The 15,655-nt window shown below is 52.6% G+C and carries 14 protein-coding genes; 9 read left to right on the forward strand and 5 right to left on the reverse strand.

The annotated features are described in order from the left end of the window. Window positions 1-56: 56 nt before the first annotated feature. Window positions 57-404, forward strand: a complete 348-nt coding sequence (gene symE / locus HV243_RS21450; protein ID WP_053389305.1) for an endoribonuclease SymE — start codon at window positions 57-59, stop codon at window positions 402-404. A 43-nt stretch (window positions 405-447) separates the two neighbouring features. Here symE and HV243_RS21455 read toward each other — a convergent pair whose 3' ends face one another. Both HV243_RS21455 and HV243_RS21460 read right to left on the reverse strand, forming a co-directional pair. Continuing rightward, on the reverse strand, window positions 448-2,547 hold the full coding sequence (locus tag HV243_RS21455; protein ID WP_053389320.1) for a DUF262 domain-containing protein: 2,100 nt from the start codon (window positions 2,545-2,547) through the stop codon (window positions 448-450). Window positions 2,548-2,697: 150 nt separating this feature from the next. Continuing rightward, window positions 2,698-2,862 (reverse strand): DUF1127 domain-containing protein, encoded by a 165-nt coding sequence (locus HV243_RS21460; protein WP_064484482.1) that lies wholly within the window; start codon window positions 2,860-2,862, stop codon window positions 2,698-2,700. Window positions 2,863-3,039: 177 nt separating this feature from the next. Here HV243_RS21460 and HV243_RS21465 point away from each other — a divergent pair, with 177 nt between their 5' ends. Then, the gene (locus HV243_RS21465; RefSeq protein WP_047414541.1) at window positions 3,040-4,452 is read left to right on the forward strand and encodes a PLP-dependent aminotransferase family protein; all 1,413 of its coding nucleotides are present in this window, start codon (window positions 3,040-3,042) and stop codon (window positions 4,450-4,452) included. A 51-nt stretch (window positions 4,453-4,503) separates the two neighbouring features. Here HV243_RS21465 and HV243_RS21470 read toward each other — a convergent pair whose 3' ends face one another. Beyond that, window positions 4,504-5,418, reverse strand: a complete 915-nt coding sequence (locus HV243_RS21470) for an Rpn family recombination-promoting nuclease/putative transposase (RefSeq protein WP_053389304.1) — start codon at window positions 5,416-5,418, stop codon at window positions 4,504-4,506. Between the two features lie 230 nt (window positions 5,419-5,648). Between HV243_RS21470 and HV243_RS21475 the strand changes: the two genes are divergently transcribed. From HV243_RS21475 to mdtM, 3 genes are all read left to right on the forward strand, one after another. Continuing rightward, window positions 5,649-6,464: an AraC family transcriptional regulator gene (locus HV243_RS21475; protein WP_053389303.1), complete on the forward strand. Its 816-nt coding sequence runs from the start codon at window positions 5,649-5,651 to the stop codon at window positions 6,462-6,464. 48 nt (window positions 6,465-6,512) lie between these two features. Beyond that, window positions 6,513-7,163 carry a LysE family translocator gene (locus HV243_RS21480; RefSeq protein ID WP_019078298.1) on the forward strand — a complete coding sequence of 217 codons (651 nt, stop codon included), beginning with the start codon at window positions 6,513-6,515 and terminating at the stop codon, window positions 7,161-7,163. Window positions 7,164-7,486: 323 nt separating this feature from the next. Continuing rightward, the gene (mdtM, locus tag HV243_RS21485) at window positions 7,487-8,728 is read left to right on the forward strand and encodes a multidrug efflux MFS transporter MdtM (RefSeq protein ID WP_046275093.1); all 1,242 of its coding nucleotides are present in this window, start codon (window positions 7,487-7,489) and stop codon (window positions 8,726-8,728) included. A gap of 92 nt (window positions 8,729-8,820) precedes the next feature. Here mdtM and metC read toward each other — a convergent pair whose 3' ends face one another. Both metC and HV243_RS21495 read right to left on the reverse strand, forming a co-directional pair. Continuing rightward, window positions 8,821-10,011 carry a cystathionine beta-lyase gene (gene metC, locus HV243_RS21490; RefSeq protein WP_016155600.1) on the reverse strand — a complete coding sequence of 397 codons (1,191 nt, stop codon included), beginning with the start codon at window positions 10,009-10,011 and terminating at the stop codon, window positions 8,821-8,823. Between the two features lie 30 nt (window positions 10,012-10,041). After that, complete coding sequence (locus HV243_RS21495) at window positions 10,042-11,274, reverse strand: dicarboxylate/amino acid:cation symporter (protein ID WP_003019196.1); 1,233 nt, start codon at window positions 11,272-11,274, stop codon at window positions 10,042-10,044. 219 nt (window positions 11,275-11,493) lie between these two features. Between HV243_RS21495 and HV243_RS21500 the strand changes: the two genes are divergently transcribed. The 4 genes from HV243_RS21500 to HV243_RS21515 all read left to right on the forward strand — a co-directional run bounded on the left by HV243_RS21500 (window position 11,494) and on the right by HV243_RS21515 (window position 15,653). After that, window positions 11,494-12,420 (forward strand): LysR family transcriptional regulator, encoded by a 927-nt coding sequence (locus HV243_RS21500; protein ID WP_053389302.1) that lies wholly within the window; start codon window positions 11,494-11,496, stop codon window positions 12,418-12,420. A 75-nt stretch (window positions 12,421-12,495) separates the two neighbouring features. After that, window positions 12,496-13,776 carry a DUF445 domain-containing protein gene (locus HV243_RS21505; protein WP_016151562.1) on the forward strand — a complete coding sequence of 427 codons (1,281 nt, stop codon included), beginning with the start codon at window positions 12,496-12,498 and terminating at the stop codon, window positions 13,774-13,776. Window positions 13,777-13,873: 97 nt separating this feature from the next. Beyond that, window positions 13,874-15,061 (forward strand): MFS transporter, encoded by a 1,188-nt coding sequence (locus HV243_RS21510; protein ID WP_053389301.1) that lies wholly within the window; start codon window positions 13,874-13,876, stop codon window positions 15,059-15,061. A 190-nt stretch (window positions 15,062-15,251) separates the two neighbouring features. Continuing rightward, window positions 15,252-15,653, forward strand: coding sequence for a hypothetical protein (locus HV243_RS21515; protein WP_053389300.1), 402 nt, complete (start codon window positions 15,252-15,254; stop codon window positions 15,651-15,653). The last annotated feature ends 2 nt before the right edge of the window (window positions 15,654-15,655 follow it).

Below are 15,655 nucleotides of genomic sequence, written 5' to 3' on the forward strand. Positions count from 1 at the left end.
TGCTGCAACACGAGCGCCTCGCTAATCACAATCCCTATTAATAAGGAATAGAGACCATGACTACCCCGCATTCTATTGCAGAATTCACCGCTCCAGAAGTCTCCCCAGAAAATAACCGCGTTGCCACCGTCAGTTATGCGAGTCGTTATCCGGATTACACACATATTCCAGCAATTATTATGAAAGGCCAGTGGCTGGAGGCAGCCGGTTTCGCCACCGGCTGCAAATTCGATGTCAGAGTGATGCCCGGCTGCATTGTGCTGACGGCCAAGCTGCCGGAACCGGAAGAACCGGCGTTACTGCAGTCGCTGCGTCGGGTGTGCAAGCTGTCCGCGCGTAAGCAACAGCAGGTGCAGGAGTTTATCGACGTAATTTCGGCAAAACCGCTCAGGCAGAAACGATAACGTTATCCCCGGCAGTCTCCACGCTGCCGGGTTGACATCGAGGCTACGCCACCGCGCTATCCATCTGTTTTTCAAATGCCTGGCGAATCAGCCCCATCACATACGGAAGCTGGGCAATATCGCTGAAACCGACCTCTACATCACCATTGCCCCAGCGACCAAGATCCGTTACGTCTTTCGCCATCCCTTTCGGATCGACCAGGTCATGGAACGGCATATTCAGCGACAGGCGCAGCCGGCTTTTCTGCGGTACGACATCCACAAAATTGGTCTCCGCCTTGAAGGCGATATACAGCTTCAGCACTTCCTGTGTGATACTCGCATCCAGCTTTAAAATCTCTGGTGCCAGTTGGTCAAATAGCATCCGGCTATGTGAGCCGACCTCCAGTTGATGGAAATCCGTCAGACTGTAGTTCATCGCTTTTTCCGGCTGCTGACGATAGCCATCAAGAACATCTTCATCCAACTCAGGAGCACTCCAGACCTGAACGGCACGCTTCGCCAGCCGCTCGGCCCGAGCATCTATCGCCGCTTCATCCCACTTCTCGCACTGCCCTAATCCGGCGTTTAAATGCAAAGGGCTTTCTTTAAAGCCGCCATCAATATCGCGTTTTTCTGTAAAGACTTTATCGCTATAACGGGAGTTATAGCCGGTTAACGTCAGGTTTCCCAACGTATGTAGCCGCTCTTTATGTATCCGCTGCCAGTCGCTGCCCAGCTCTTCACGCCATTTTGCCGACAGATTTTCATTCTGCGGCATAATATGTTCAATCGTATATTCATCCACCGCCACGCGCTCTTTGCGCCCGTAATTTTCCAGGCGGCGTAGCCAGTAACTACGGCTACGGAAGTTATACAGATCGCGCTCTTTTAACTTGTGGCTAAATTCATCGTTGTCCGGGAAACGTCGATAGCTCGGCAGTTCCAGTAAATGCGCCTGAATACTTTCCAGATAGTTTTCTTTATCCAGTACTCTATAAAATGTGGCGAAGGTCTTGTTCAGCGAGTTGGTGGGAATAGCGCACACCGCGCGGCGGAAAACATACGACTCAACCAGGCGTATCGCACTCAGAAAATCATCGTGTGATAAATTGCCCTCCCGGTAATCGTGGTACAGCACCAGCAGGAACGGATAAGCAACATCAACCTTTAACTCCCGTAAATCCTGAAACGCTATAGCAAGTTGCTTATCGCTCTCTTTCCCCAGCGCCATCGCACAGAAATATTCCGCATAGCGCTGAATATCCGCTACCAGCGCATCCACACCCTCTTCGGCGATAGCCTGGCTACGTGCATGTAACTTAAATGCTTCATAAACTTCATCGGTCCTAGGAATATCCCCCGTTTTGACCGTCAGGTAATGACGCATAAAGCTGTCGAAATATTCGCTGTATCCTTTCTGACCAAAAGCAATTTCCATCGGCCGCCAGTGATCGTCATACAGGCGCGCCTGATGCTCTGGCTCCAGCCCCATCAGAATAAAGTTACGCACTAAATCGGCCTGGCTGAGCGCCTTGCCCGTAGAGTTCATGCTTTCAAAAATTAGCTGCGGGTTATCCTGCCCGCGATTCAGAGCGACATCGACAATCAATAGCTTTGATAGCCCACGACACAGCGAAATCAAGTCATCGCCTAATTTGCTGATTTGTTCATCGAAGAATCTAAAATTGGCCTCAATCCGCTGCGAACCGTTTTCAGGCAGCGGTTTTTGTTTAATCAGCGCCAGCAGGCTGTCTTTATCCGTCTCCGTCAGCAACAGCTTGTATCCCCGCTCTCCGGACTCGTAGGGGTTGAGCAAATAGTAATTGCGCAACTTCATGGCGGAGAAGCCATCAATCAACTCTTCATCGCCAAGATGACGGGATAACGCCTCAAGGAGTAACATCGCCGTCGTCAGGCGCTGTTGACCATCAATAACCAGTAACGGAGAAATCCCCGAAACCTGATACAGTCCCTGCTCTATATAAACAACGGAGCCAATAAAGTGGGCCGAAATATCGTCACGTTGTCCGGCACGGAGAATATCGTCCCAAAGCTGACGACATTGCTGCTCAGACCATGAATAGGTTCGTTGATAGATGGGAATAACAAATTGCTGTGAGCGTTTGAGGAAATCGAGTAATCGGGCTTCTGTAGCTTTCATCCTGATAATAATCCTTCCATGAAGCAAAAGTGCTTCAATAATACTCCCTTCGTTGGCAGAACCAGGAGCAATTTCTCCCAGTCCTTCCTCTTCCATCGCCCCACTACAAACGAGGTCGCCACAAAACCGTTCAGGAAACACCATCCGCGGCTATTCGATCTGATCGCGTCGCAGCCCGACGTCCCGCAGCCGCTCATTACTCATCTGTTGCAATACGCGCCGCGTTTGCGCCCGTAACCGCCACGCCTTATATGCCCGCCAGATCAGAACAAACCCAATAAATGGCTGCTTTGCTTTATTCTCATGAAATTCCATACCTTGCCTCCCCGCCTTGTCTGAGGCTTTATCTTCACGGATTTGGCCCTAAGCAATACAGACTCACAAAGTACTTTTATTTAACATACAGATTGGTTAAAAAGAGTTCTGCATCGCTTTTTTCACGCCAATCTGTACTGGTTTTTTAATCTGTATGGTACCCATAAGGGATACAGCATGACGCGTTACCAACATCTGGCCAATCTGCTGGCCGAACGCATTGAGCAGGGGTTGTATCGCCATGGCGAAAAACTGCCTTCGGTACGTAACCTGAGTCAGGAGCACGGGGTCAGTATCAGCACCGTCCAGCAGGCGTATCAGATGCTGGAACAGCGGCAACTGATCACCCCGCAGCCGCGTTCCGGTTATTTTGTCGCGCCGCAAAAAGCGCTGCCGCCCGTACCGCCGATGTCACGCCCGGTGCAGCGTCCGGTCGAGATAACGCAGTGGGATCTGGTGCTGGATATGCTAAAAGGGCATAGCGATAAATCTGTGATCCCCTTCAGCAGCGGCGCGCCAGATGTCAGTCAACCGAGCCTGAAACCGCTCTGGCGCGAACTCAGCCGCGTAGTGCAGCATAACCTGAAGGCAGTGCTGGGGTACGACAAGCTTCCCGGCAGCCAGGATCTGCGCCAGCAGATCGCCCGTCTGATGCTGGACAGCGGTTCACTCCTCAACGCCGATGATATTGTGATAACCAACGGGAGCCAGAGCGGAATGTCGCTGGCGCTGCTGGCGGTTTGTCAGCCAGGGGACATTGTCGCCGTTGAATCCCCCACCTACTACGGCACAATGCAGCTACTGCGCGGTCTGGGGATCAAGGTGATTGAGATCCCAACCGATCCGGATACCGGGATCAGCATTGAAGCGCTGGAGCTGGCGCTGGATCAGTGGCCGATCAAAGGCGTGCTGCTGGTTCCCAACTGCAACAACCCTCTCGGGTTCATTATGCCGGATGCGCGTAAGCGGGCGGTGCTCGCCCTCGCCCAGCGTCACGACATCGTCATTTTTGAAGATGATGTGTATGGCGAACTGGCCACAGAGTATCCGCGCCCGCGTACGATCCACTCCTGGGACAGTGACGGCCGGGTAATACTCTGCAGTTCGTTTACCAAATCCGTAGCCCCCGGACTGCGCGTGGGTTGGGTGGTTCCCGGTCGCTATTACAACAAACTGCTACACATGAAGTACGCCGTCATTGGTACTAACGTTCCCGCTACGCAGTTGGCAGCAGCCTCCTTTGTGCGCGAAGGTCATTACCATCGGCATATCCGGCGTATGCGCCAGATTTATCAGCGTAATATGGAGATCTACACCTGCTGGGTACGAGAATATTTTCCCTGCGGGATCTGCGTCACTCGACCGAAAGGCGGCTTTATGCTGTGGGTCGAGCTGCCGCTCCAGGTCGATATGGTCTGCGTCGCTAAGCAGCTCTGTCGCCTGAAAATCCAGGTCGCACCGGGATCGCTGTTCTCCGCATCCGGAAAGTATCGCAACTGCGTACGCATCAACTGCGCGTTGCCGCCAAACGAGAAGCATCAGGAAGTGATGCAAAAGCTCGGCGAGGCGGTAAAGATGGCGATAGAGTAAACCGGACCGCCCGGTGATTTCGGCCAGACGATTATGCGATTTAACTCATATCTAATGACTTAAACCCTGAATATCTTCTGCGGAAAGCCGGGTAATTTTTTGTACCGTGCAGATATCAATACCGTCTGCCAGCATGGTGCGGGCAATACGGAGCGCCTCATCACGTCGCCCTTCCTGTAACCCTTCCAGCCTGCCTTTTTGTAGCCCTGCCTCATGCAATCTGTCGGCGATCGTCATCAAATGCTCCTTATACTGCGGTGAACGTTCGGCAACCTCACGAATAAACTCACTGAATCGAGGCGCATCGCCAGTTCGTAAAATATAATTAAACAGCGTCTTTATCTGGCTGTCATTAGTCAGTCCGGTAAGTAGCAGGGAAACAATTTGCTCGACCAGCCCCATAAGGTCGCGCTGACGAATATGTTTTTGGATTAACTCCAGCAGCGCCATACGTCGATGCTGCACAATTTCGTCATCCGGGATAACCGTAATATCCACCAGCGGAAACGCCACAGCATACAGCTGACGAGCCAGCTTCGGGTTGGCAAACTCGTCCAACCAGCATAGGGAATAAGGATATGGGCTTTTCGCACTGTGATAGAACAACATCGGCACCACCAGCGGTAATTGCTGATGCCCGGCATCTAAATGCTTCTGCATGGCCGCTACCGCGTAACGCATCAACCTGAATGCCATATGCGCATCCGGTGTGCTTTGGTGTTCAATCACCACATAAACATAGCCATCACCTTCCGTCGTTTTCACGGACCACAACACATCGGAATAGTGCGCACGTAAATCCTCTTCAATGAAACTATCCGGCTTGAGTTTCAGCGTCTGAAAATCGCAAAGTTCGCGCAGCGAAGCGGGAAGATGTATTTGTAGAAAATCCCGAGCTGTCTCAGGGTGGCGCAAAAACGTTTTAAAGACCGCATCATGCGGGGTGGAAGTCGGTGCTTTGTTCATGGCGATCCATCACCTGGAAATAAGATGCCGTGACTGTAGCGCTGGTAAACCACACCCTCACCTGTAACTTTCTCTCTTTGCGAGACGATTTCCGGGATAAAAACGCCCCTTTGTAACGTCTGCATTTGTCTGGAACGCATCACGCAGAATCACGACCTCAATGCACATTCCCGCTTTTTCACCGCAGGGCCTGTGCTATAACTAGTCATCACTTTCATGGAGGACACGATGTGACGCATACCCGAGATATTCCACAATCGTTCTGGCGTGATGAGCAACTGCCGTGGCTGGAGCTGCGCAGCACCTGGCGCAGCCAGCAGGCCTATAAGCGCCATCACCACTCTCAGCTCTCGATTGGGGCAATTCTCGAGGGAGGAACCTGCTGCCTGTGCGATGACAAGGAATACCATCTGAAGGTGGGCGATCTCATTGTGATCCCACCACTGACACCTCACAGCTGTAATCCCGTCAACGGGCAATTTCGCAGCTATCACATGCTTTATCTTGATACCCGGTGGTGTCTTGCCCATCTGCCTGCGCTGAACAGCAATCAACGGCTTTGCACGCGCACTCCTGTTATCCGCGATCCGCAATTATTCCAGTGCTACATGCACCTTGTGGCGCTCATGCCGCAACGGCAAACGACGCAGATAACTGATGCTGCACAAGCATTGCTGCGCTCGCTGCCATTGCAGTCGGTAACACCTGAAAACCTAAGCGTCACCAGCCAGTATCTGCGCAAGCGGTTGCAGTCCAGTCTGCTCTCCCCACCCTCGCTGGATGAGCTGGCAGATGAGTGTCACATGCGTAAAGAGACGCTGATTCGGACCTTTAAGCAGGATACCGGGCTGACGCCGGGAAATTATCTGAACATGATGCGGATTGACTATGCCCGTCAGCGGCTACGGGCCGGGGACGAGATTGTCGATGTCGGCTACCAGAGCGGGTTTGCCGACCAGAGCCATTTCCATCGCACCTTTGTTCGCTACACAGCAGCCACACCGCGCCAGTACGCATTGGGACGATCAATATCAGACAATAATTAGCGTTGCGTCAGGCGTACGCTGATCTCTGATTCATTTTCTGAGGTCGCTATGTCGCCGCTTGCTGAACTTTTTCCGTCTGCTTTTCCCGCGCTGGCGCTGGCGCATTTTGTTGCACTACTCAGCCCAGGGCCGGACTTCTTTTTACTGGTCGGTTACGCCGTACGTTACCGGATGCGCGGCAGCGCCGGACTGTGCGTGGGGATCGCCATTGGCAACGGGCTGTATATTCTGCTGGCGATTATTGGTTGGGGGATTCTGCGCCAGCTTCCCCTGCTGTTTACGGTTATTGAGCTGCTGGGCGCGCTCTATTTATTATGGATTGGCAGCCTGCTTATACGCAGCCGCCCGCAAACCCTGACCGGAGCAGACGCCCAGTCTACCTGTCCAGGATTTGGTAAACAGCTGCTGCTGGGATTAGGTTCATCGCTGCTCAACCCAAAAAATGCGCTGTTCTATCTGGCGCTGATGACCGCCCTGCTCGGCCCGTCGGTGACGCTGCTGCAACAAACCATGAGCGGGATCTGGATGACCAGCGTGGTGTTGTTCTGGGATCTGCTGATCGTGATGTTCATCGGCTTACCGCAGATCCAGCGACGGTTAACCAGAGGGATATTGTGGATCGAGCGTATCGCCGGCGGCGTATTGATCGTCTTCGGTTGTGCAATCGCGCTGCGTTTTCTGCAGAGCGTCACTTTCTGATAAGCGTGACGATTTTCTGCAAATAAAGCGGATAAACTCGTTTAATTAATATCCAATCCGCATTACACTTTGGGTGGCTATTATCCATTCAACCAATTCTTCCCGAGGTGCGATGTGCTGATTGTTACCTGTAATCGTTACGTTTTCTGACCCGAGTCTGAAAACGTTTCTCCTGTTTGCGCCTCGCGCAGGCAGCGTTTTTGATTACATGAAATTCAGTACATTTGCAGTCTGCTTTTTTCTGTCATCGGTCTGACGTCTCAAAGACGGTATTGAATTTCGCTATTCCCGTTGAGGGTTTTCTCCCGAAAAGGAGCTGTTTTATGCAACGGATTCTCGCGTTTTTCTCCCAACGCACCACGACGCTATTTTTTCCTGTCGCGTTGATTTTATATGACTTCGCCGCCTATCTGTCGACGGACCTGATCCAGCCAGGCATCATCAATGTGGTGCGTGATTTCAACGCCGACGTCAGCCTGGCCCCCGCTGCGGTGAGCCTCTATCTGGCTGGCGGCATGGCGCTGCAATGGCTGCTGGGACCGCTCTCCGACCGGATTGGCCGTCGACCGGTGCTGATTGCGGGGGCGTTAATCTTTACGCTCGCCTGCGCTGCCACGCTATTGACCACCTCAATGACGCAATTTCTGGTCGCCCGATTTGTACAGGGCACCAGCATCTGCTTTATCGCTACCGTTGGCTATGTCACGGTGCAGGAGGCGTTTGGGCAAACGAAGGCCATTAAGTTAATGGCGATAATCACCTCCATTGTGCTGGTTGCGCCAGTTATCGGCCCACTCTCCGGCGCAGCGCTGATGCACTTTGTACACTGGAAAGTCCTGTTTGCCATTATCGCCACCATGGGGCTGATCGCCCTGATTGGGCTAGCGTTAGCAATGCCGGAAACCGTTAAGCGCGGCGCGGTGCCGTTCAGTGCACGCGGCGTACTGTGTGATTTCCGCGACGTTTTCCGCAACCGGGTATTCCTGTTTGGCGCAGCCACGCTGTCGCTAAGCTATATCCCGATGATGAGCTGGGTGGCGGTCTCGCCGGTGATCCTGATCGACGCTGGCGGTATGAGCACATCAGAGTTTGCCTGGGCGCAGGCACCGGTGTTTGGCGCGGTGATCGTCGCCAATATGGTGGTTGTTCGTTTTGTGAAGGATCCAACCCAGCCACGCTTTATCTGGCGGGCGGCACCCATTCAACTGAGCGGACTGGCGGTGCTGATTGCCGGCAATTTGCTGTGGCCGCACGTCTGGCTGTGGTCGGTGCTGGGAACCAGCCTGTATGCGTTTGGCATTGGTATGATCTTTCCGACGCTGTTCCGCTTTACGCTGTTTTCCAACAACTTACCGAAGGGTACGGTCTCGGCGTCGCTGAATATGGTCATCCTGACGGTGATGGCGGTTTCTGTCGAAATCGGACGTTGGCTGTGGTTTAACGGCGGCAGGATTTCGTTTCATCTGCTGGCGGTTGCGGCGGGTATTGCTGTCGTCTTTACCCTGGCAGGCTTACTGAAGCGGGTTCGCCAGCATGAAACAACAACGTTAGCCACTGAAAACTAACCTGCCGGATGGCACTGACGCTTATCCGGCCTATGTCGTAGTGATAGGCCGGATAGGGCGCTTGCGCCGCATCCGGCAACCATCACATTATCTTAAGCAATGCGCGCAAACCCTGCTTCCAGATCGGCAATCAGGTCGCCAATATCCTCAAGGCCAATATGCACCCTGACCAGGGTGCCGCTGAAATCTACCTCTCCGGCTGGGCGAATGCTGTTCAGCTCTTCCGGCTGATTCGCCAGAATAAGCGACTCAAATCCGCCCCACGAATAGGCCATATGGAACAGCGAGAAGTTATCGAGGAAATTCGCCATCTGCTCGTCGGTCAGTCTCTTTTTCAGCACAAACGAGAACAGGCCTGAGCTTCCGGCAAAGTCACGCTGAAAATACTCGTGCCCCGGGCATTCCGGTAATGCCGGATGATTCACCCGCGCCACTTCCGGCCTTGCCGACAGCCAGCGGGCAATATGGATGCTGCTCTCCTGATGCTGCTTAAGACGTACCGCCAGGGTGCGCAATCCACGGCTGCCGTTGTAGGCCGTATCGGCATCAAGCGTTTGCCCCATCAAATAGGAGTTCTCGCGCAGACGATCCCAACAACGCGCGTTGGACACCGCCGTGCCCAGCATGCCGTCCGAATGACCGATGGTGTACTTCGTTCCCGCCTGAATGGAAATATCCACGCCATATTCCAGCGCTTTGAACAGCACACCCGCCGCCCAGGTGTTGTCGATCATAATGACAATCTCCGGATTAACCGCGCGGATAGCTTTCACCATCCCCGGTACATCCTGGACTTCCATGGTGATCGAACTTGGCGATTCGAGGAATACAACTTTCGTTTCCGGACGCAGAAGATCAACGATACCAGCACCAATCAACGGATCGTAATACGTTGTTTCCACATTGAATTTACTCAGGATCTTATTGCAAAAATCCTGGGTTGGCTCGTAGGCCGCGCCCGTCATCAAAATATGATCGCCACCCTGAACAAACGCCAGAATCGCATTGGTCACCGCCGCAGCGCCGCACGGGTAAAGCGCGCAGCCAACGCCGCCTTCCAGTTCGCTCATTGCCTTCTGGAAGGCAAAGTGGGTGTAGGTTCCGCGACGACCGTAAAACAGCTCGCCATTTGCGCGATTGGCGGTGGCGAATTTTTTGTCTTTCACGGTATCAAACACCAGCGAAGAGGCGCGCTGGATAACCGGATTCACCGCTCCCTGGGTGTAGCGTTTGTCGCGACCCGCAACAACTAATTGCGTCTCAAGCTTCATTGCGTCTTTCATAACATCTCCTGTTCTTAATCCGTGTGAAACCTATACCACCGCAGCAGTAGAGTTTATTTCAGTGTTGGTCTGCTTTTTTCCAGCGAACCGTTCAACAATCTGCGCCGCATTCAAATCATGGATAACGTTAATCAGTGTGGCAGGCGCATCGGTAATCGTGCCCAGCACTACTAACATCGGGATCGCTTCCATTGGCAGGCCCAGCGTAGTGACGATAAAGATTTCACCGAGGAATGCCCCGCCCGGTACGCCGCCGACGATAATGGCGGAGAGCACCGCAATCAGCATGGTCAGGAAGAAGGTCTCGGTGGTGAACTCCATGCCCAGCACGGAATAGATAAAGACAATTTTCAGCGCGGCAATCATCGCCACGCCACCTTTGTTCAGGTTAACCAGTAGCGGAATGGAGACATCAACGATTTCCGGGTTAATCCCCATCGCCTTACCGGCACGCAGCGTCACCGGGAGAGTCCCCAGCGAAGAGCAAGTCCCCAGCGCAGTCGCAGACGGTTCAATCGCATTACGCCAGAAAGCTTTGACCGCCGGAATCCCGCCGCCAATATACGAATAGAGAATCGAGCCAAAAACAAAGTAGACCAGCGTAGCCACCATGAACAGGCCGATAGCGCGAGCAAAGGTTAACAGCAGCGCAGAGTCCTGACTGGCCATAGTGGCAGCGAAATAGCAGCCCAGGCCAATCGGCGCGACCTTCATAATGATCGAGACGATCTTCATGATCACGGTATTGGCATCTTCCAGCAGCGACGCAATGCGCTTACCGGCCTGATCCGATTGACCAATCGCCACACCAGCAATAATCGCCATCACAATCAGCGCCAGAATATTGGACTTAGAAAACAGTCCGATAAAGTCGCTGGTCGTGATCATGCTGACAAAATCCATCTTACCGCTGCCCGCCTGCACCGACTGCGAAAGATCGATAGTGACGCCCTGCGCCGGGTTATACCATAGCGCCAGCGCAACGATCCCGGCAGCCGGAATAAAGGCCATTGCGATCGAAACAATAAAGATAATCGCCATAATGCGCCCCAGCCTTTTCAGGTCGGTCATACTGGCGATCGAAGACATGACGCTGATCCCCACCAGCGGCACAATAATCATAAATAGCAGATTTAAGAATATCTGGCCGATTGGCTGGAGTTTACTTGCAAACGAGGGGGCATAAATACCTAATAAGCCGCCAATCACCAGAGCAACTAATAAAATAATCGACGATCTGTAGGGTTCGAGTCGTGACCACATAATCGGTACCTTTAGAATAATATTTAATGAGATTAAATTCACAATGTGATGAGTTTCCGTTTCGCCTCCTTTTATTTTGTGACGTAACTCACCTAAGTTGTTATTTTTTCATTTTGCCAGCAAGTTGTTTCCTGTGATTCAATAGTTGCATGTTTAAAACGCGAATGTAACGGCCTATTCGTACCGTTTTTGCAAATCACTTGTGAATAAAAGGAAACTATGAGTACGCCGATTTCACTCAAGCATCTGGAGTTTTTCATTAAAATCGTCGACTGCGGAGGATTGTCAGAAGCCGCGGCGCAGCTCAACGTCTCGCCATCTGCGGTCAGCAAAAGCCTGGCGGCAATGGAAGATACGTTAGGCACGACATTAATTAAACGTACCACCCGCAGTATTACCCTGACCGATGCCGGGCAATATCTCTTTAACCGCGCCAATAAGCTTTTGAAAGAATTCGATGAAACGCTGAATACCACCTCCGGTTATTACCACAGCCCGCAGGGTGAATTACGCATAACCTGCTCAATTGCGTTTGGTTATTCCCGGCTGGTGAACCTGGTGGATAAATATCGTTCCCAGTTCCCAGATGTGAATCTGTATATCGATCTCAACGATAACTTCGTGAATCTGAACGAAACGGATTTCGACATCGCCCTGCGAATCTCCACCGCACCACCGCAGAACTACGCAATGCGCAAGCTGGTGCCTGTCCGCTGGGCGTACTGCGCCTCACCCGGCTACCTTGCCAAAAAAGGCATGCCCCAGCGTCGTAGCGATCTGGTCAATCATGATTGCCTGGTTTACCCAGGTCTCACGCCGGTGCTGAAGGTGGCGGATGAACAGGATCGTCTGCATCAGTTAAAACTGCATATGCCTATCCAGGCCAACAGCAGTCTGGTATTGCTGAAATCGGTGTTAGAAGATCAGGGAGTGGCGTATTTGCCTACCTATCTGATTGGCGATCATATTCAAAAAGAAGAGATAACGCCGCTGATGCTCGACGGCACCATCACCTGCGAAACCCACGCCCTGTATGCGCTCCATTTTCCCAGTAAGTACAGCAATCCGAAGGTGCGATCGTTTATCGATTTTCTGGTGGCGGAACTCGGCCCCTTACCCGCCTGGGACAACTGGATCCCGGAGTAAGCTTTGCTCGTCTGAAAATGGGAGGCGCTCCACATTTTTTGCGCGATCCCCCCGTCTGGCTCTATCCTTAAGCCTATGAATAAAATTGCTGAACTCAAACGCGCCAAGCGACTGGCGCTCTCATTGCTGCTGATTGCCGCCGCTACCTTCGTCATCACGCTGTTTCTGCCGCCTAACTTCTGGGTGCTCGGGATCAAAGCGATCGCCGAAGCGGCGATGGTCGGCGCGCTGGCGGACTGGTTCGCCGTGGTGGCGCTTTTTCGTCGGGTACCAATCCCGTTTATCTCGCAACATACGGCGATTATCCCGCGCAATAAGGATCGGATCGGGGAGAACCTTGGTCAGTTTGTGCAGGAAAAATTTCTCGACACCCAGTCCCTGATCGCCCTGATCCGCCGCCATGAACCGGCGTTGTTGATCGGTAACTGGTTCAGCCAACCGGAAAACGCCCAGCGAATTGGCCAGCATCTGCTGCAGATCATGAGCGGTTTTCTCGAACTCACCGACGACGCCCGCATTCAGCGGCTGATCAAGCGGGCAGTGCACAAAGCCATCGACAAGGTCGATCTCTCCGGTACCAGCGCGCTGATGCTGGAAAGCATGACCAAAAACAACCGCCATCAGGTGTTGCTCGACACATTGATCGCCCAACTTATCGCCCTGCTCCAGCGCGACAGCTCGCGGGCGTTTATCGCCCGACAGATCGTGCACTGGCTGGAGACCGAGCATCCGCTGAAAGCGAAGATCCTGCCGACTGAATGGCTGGGCGAGCACAGCGCCGAACTGGTGTCTGATGCCGTTAATTCCTTACTGGATGACATCAGCCACGATCGGGCGCATCAGATCCGCCACGCCTTCGATCGCGCCACGTTTAAGCTAATCGATAAGCTCAAACACGATCCGGAGATGGCCGTGCGGGCCGAAAGCATGAAAAACTATCTGAAGGAAGACGAAGCTTTCAACCGTTATCTTGGCGAACTGTGGGCAGACCTGCGCCAGTGGGTGAAAACCGACATTAACGCTGACGATTCGCGCGTGAAGCAGCGCATCGCCAGCGCCGGACAGTGGTTCGGCGAAACACTGGTTGCCGATAGCGCCCTGCGCGCCTCACTGAATGGGCATCTGGAGCAGGCCGCGTATAAAGTTGCGCCGGAGTTCGCCACCTTCCTGACGCGCCACATCAGCGACACGGTGAAAAGCTGGGATGCGCGCGATATGTCGCAGCAAATTGAGCTAAACATCGGCAAAGATTTACAGTTTATCCGCATCAACGGCACGCTGGTCGGCGGTTCTATTGGGCTGGTGTTATATCTGTTGTCGCAAATTCCTTCCCTGCTGACGCTGGCGAATTTTTAAGGAGAAAGTAAAATCCCTGTTTTTATTTTACTTTTCATTATCATTTGCACATGTAATATAACAATTATCAAACTAACAGCGTGAAATGAGAGTCCGTATGTCCGAGGGAAGCCCCGATTCAAATCGTCATGCCATCAGCGTCGCGCTCTTTGGCATGCTGGTCTTAACGCTGGGCATGGGAATTGGACGCTTTCTGTATACGCCGATGCTCCCGGTACTGCTGTCGGAAGGTCAGTTTACGTTTGACCAGCTCTCCTGGATTGCCAGCGCCAACTACGCCGGATATCTGGCGGGAAGCCTGCTCTTCTCCTTCGGGCTCTTCCATCTTCCCTCACGTTTACGCCCGATGTTGTTAACTTCTGCGCTCGCTACCGCAGGATTGATTCTGGCAATGGCAAGCGTTAAGCAACCCGCGCTGGTGATGTTGATCCGTTTTCTGGCAGGCGTCGCCAGTGCCGGTATGATGATCTTTGGTTCGATGATCGTCCTGCATCATACCCGGCATCCCTTCGTGATCGCGGCGTTGTTCTCCGGCGTTGGCGCAGGCATTTTGCTGGGCAATGAATATGTCATCAGCGGTCTGCATTTTGCGCTGTCATCGCACACGCTCTGGCTGGGGGCAGCGGCAGCTTCCGCTGTATTCTTTGTGCTACTCGTTATGCTCCTGCCATCTCGCCACCATGCGCTCCCCGCCGCAGCACCGGTAAAAACAGAGCATCAGCCTATGTCCTGGTGGCTGCTGGCGCTACTGTATGGGTTAGCCGGATTTGGCTACATCATTGTCGCTACATACCTGCCACTGATGGCGAAAAGTGCCGGGTCGCCGCTGCTGACGGCCCATCTCTGGTCGTTGGTCGGCATATCGATTATTCCGGGTTGTTTCGCCTGGCTGTGGGCTGCCCGACGCTGGGGGGTATTGCAATGCCTGACGGCGAATTTACTGATCCAAAGCGGCTGCGTGGTCATGACGCTCGCCAGCGACTCCTTGCCGCTGCTGGTGATAAGCAGCGTGGGTTTTGGCGCAACGTTTATGGGGACCACTTCGCTGGTCATGCCGCTCGCCCGTCAACTTAGCGTACCGCGCAATATTAATCTGCTGGGCCTGGTCACCCTGACTTACGGCATTGGGCAAATACTCGGGCCGCTATTAACCAGCCTGCTGGGAAGCGGCGCTCAAGCGATCGTTAATGCCACGCTATGCGGTTCCGTCGCCTTGTTTATTGCGGCACTGATCAGCCTCACACAATTATACAAACAGCGTTTCGCCTCCCCCAAAAGGGTATAATCGACAACCTTATAAACAGGTATCTTAGGATTAGTCCGCAATCAAATGTCAACATTTAATAAACCACAAATAATCGGCAATTACCCGCCAGACAATTTATAATCCCCGGTTGTTCATTTATAAACTCAATTTAAAATGCGTAAAAATGGACATATTAACTCAGCATCAACACTATCTTCGGGAAAAGTACATGTCATGGTTTAAAAAAATACTACTGGGGTTAATTATTTTGGTGGGTTTAATTGGCACGCTAAAGGATTATAAAGACTTTGGCTTGTTTGGCGCGTTAGGATTGTTTCTTATATTCCTGTTAACAACAACATTTTTATGGCAATGGGCCTCTGGCAGGTTACCAGAGATAACCCAGCTTCAGGCCGTATTTATTTTACTGGCCAGCGCGGTAGCCTCAATTTTTGTTATCAATATGGCAATTGCCGGAAATTTGCATGTGGATTTAATGGAGGTCATGTACGTTACCATTACGCATAATCCACTTTTTTACCTGATTATCTGCGTGGTCGCATGGGTAAAAGTGGGCATCTGGCAATGGCTGTTTAGCGGTGGACAGGTCAAAGAGAGGCAGCAAGTTTAAAC

The organism is Citrobacter sp. RHBSTW-00599, from assembly GCF_013784065.1.
Taxonomy (GTDB): domain Bacteria; phylum Pseudomonadota; class Gammaproteobacteria; order Enterobacterales; family Enterobacteriaceae; genus Citrobacter; species Citrobacter braakii.

Bases quoted from the DNA above. Each gene is read 5' to 3' on its own strand.
- symE (WP_053389305.1), top strand. From the start codon at position 57: ATGACTACCCCGCATTCTATTGCAGAATTCACCGCTCCAGAAGTCTCC.
- HV243_RS21455 (WP_053389320.1), bottom strand. From the start codon at position 2,547: ATGAAAGCTACAGAAGCCCGATTACTCGATTTCCTCAAACGCTCACAG.
- HV243_RS21460 (WP_064484482.1), bottom strand. From the start codon at position 2,862: ATGGAATTTCATGAGAATAAAGCAAAGCAGCCATTTATTGGGTTTGTT.
- HV243_RS21465 (WP_047414541.1), top strand. From the start codon at position 3,040: ATGACGCGTTACCAACATCTGGCCAATCTGCTGGCCGAACGCATTGAG.
- HV243_RS21470 (WP_053389304.1), bottom strand. From the start codon at position 5,418: ATGAACAAAGCACCGACTTCCACCCCGCATGATGCGGTCTTTAAAACG.
- HV243_RS21480 (WP_019078298.1), top strand. From the start codon at position 6,513: ATGTCGCCGCTTGCTGAACTTTTTCCGTCTGCTTTTCCCGCGCTGGCG.
- mdtM (WP_046275093.1), top strand. From the start codon at position 7,487: ATGCAACGGATTCTCGCGTTTTTCTCCCAACGCACCACGACGCTATTT.
- metC (WP_016155600.1), bottom strand. From the start codon at position 10,011: ATGAAAGACGCAATGAAGCTTGAGACGCAATTAGTTGTTGCGGGTCGC.
- HV243_RS21495 (WP_003019196.1), bottom strand. From the start codon at position 11,274: ATGTGGTCACGACTCGAACCCTACAGATCGTCGATTATTTTATTAGTT.
- HV243_RS21500 (WP_053389302.1), top strand. From the start codon at position 11,494: ATGAGTACGCCGATTTCACTCAAGCATCTGGAGTTTTTCATTAAAATC.
- HV243_RS21505 (WP_016151562.1), top strand. From the start codon at position 12,496: ATGAATAAAATTGCTGAACTCAAACGCGCCAAGCGACTGGCGCTCTCA.
- HV243_RS21510 (WP_053389301.1), top strand. From the start codon at position 13,874: ATGTCCGAGGGAAGCCCCGATTCAAATCGTCATGCCATCAGCGTCGCG.
- HV243_RS21515 (WP_053389300.1), top strand. From the start codon at position 15,252: ATGTCATGGTTTAAAAAAATACTACTGGGGTTAATTATTTTGGTGGGT.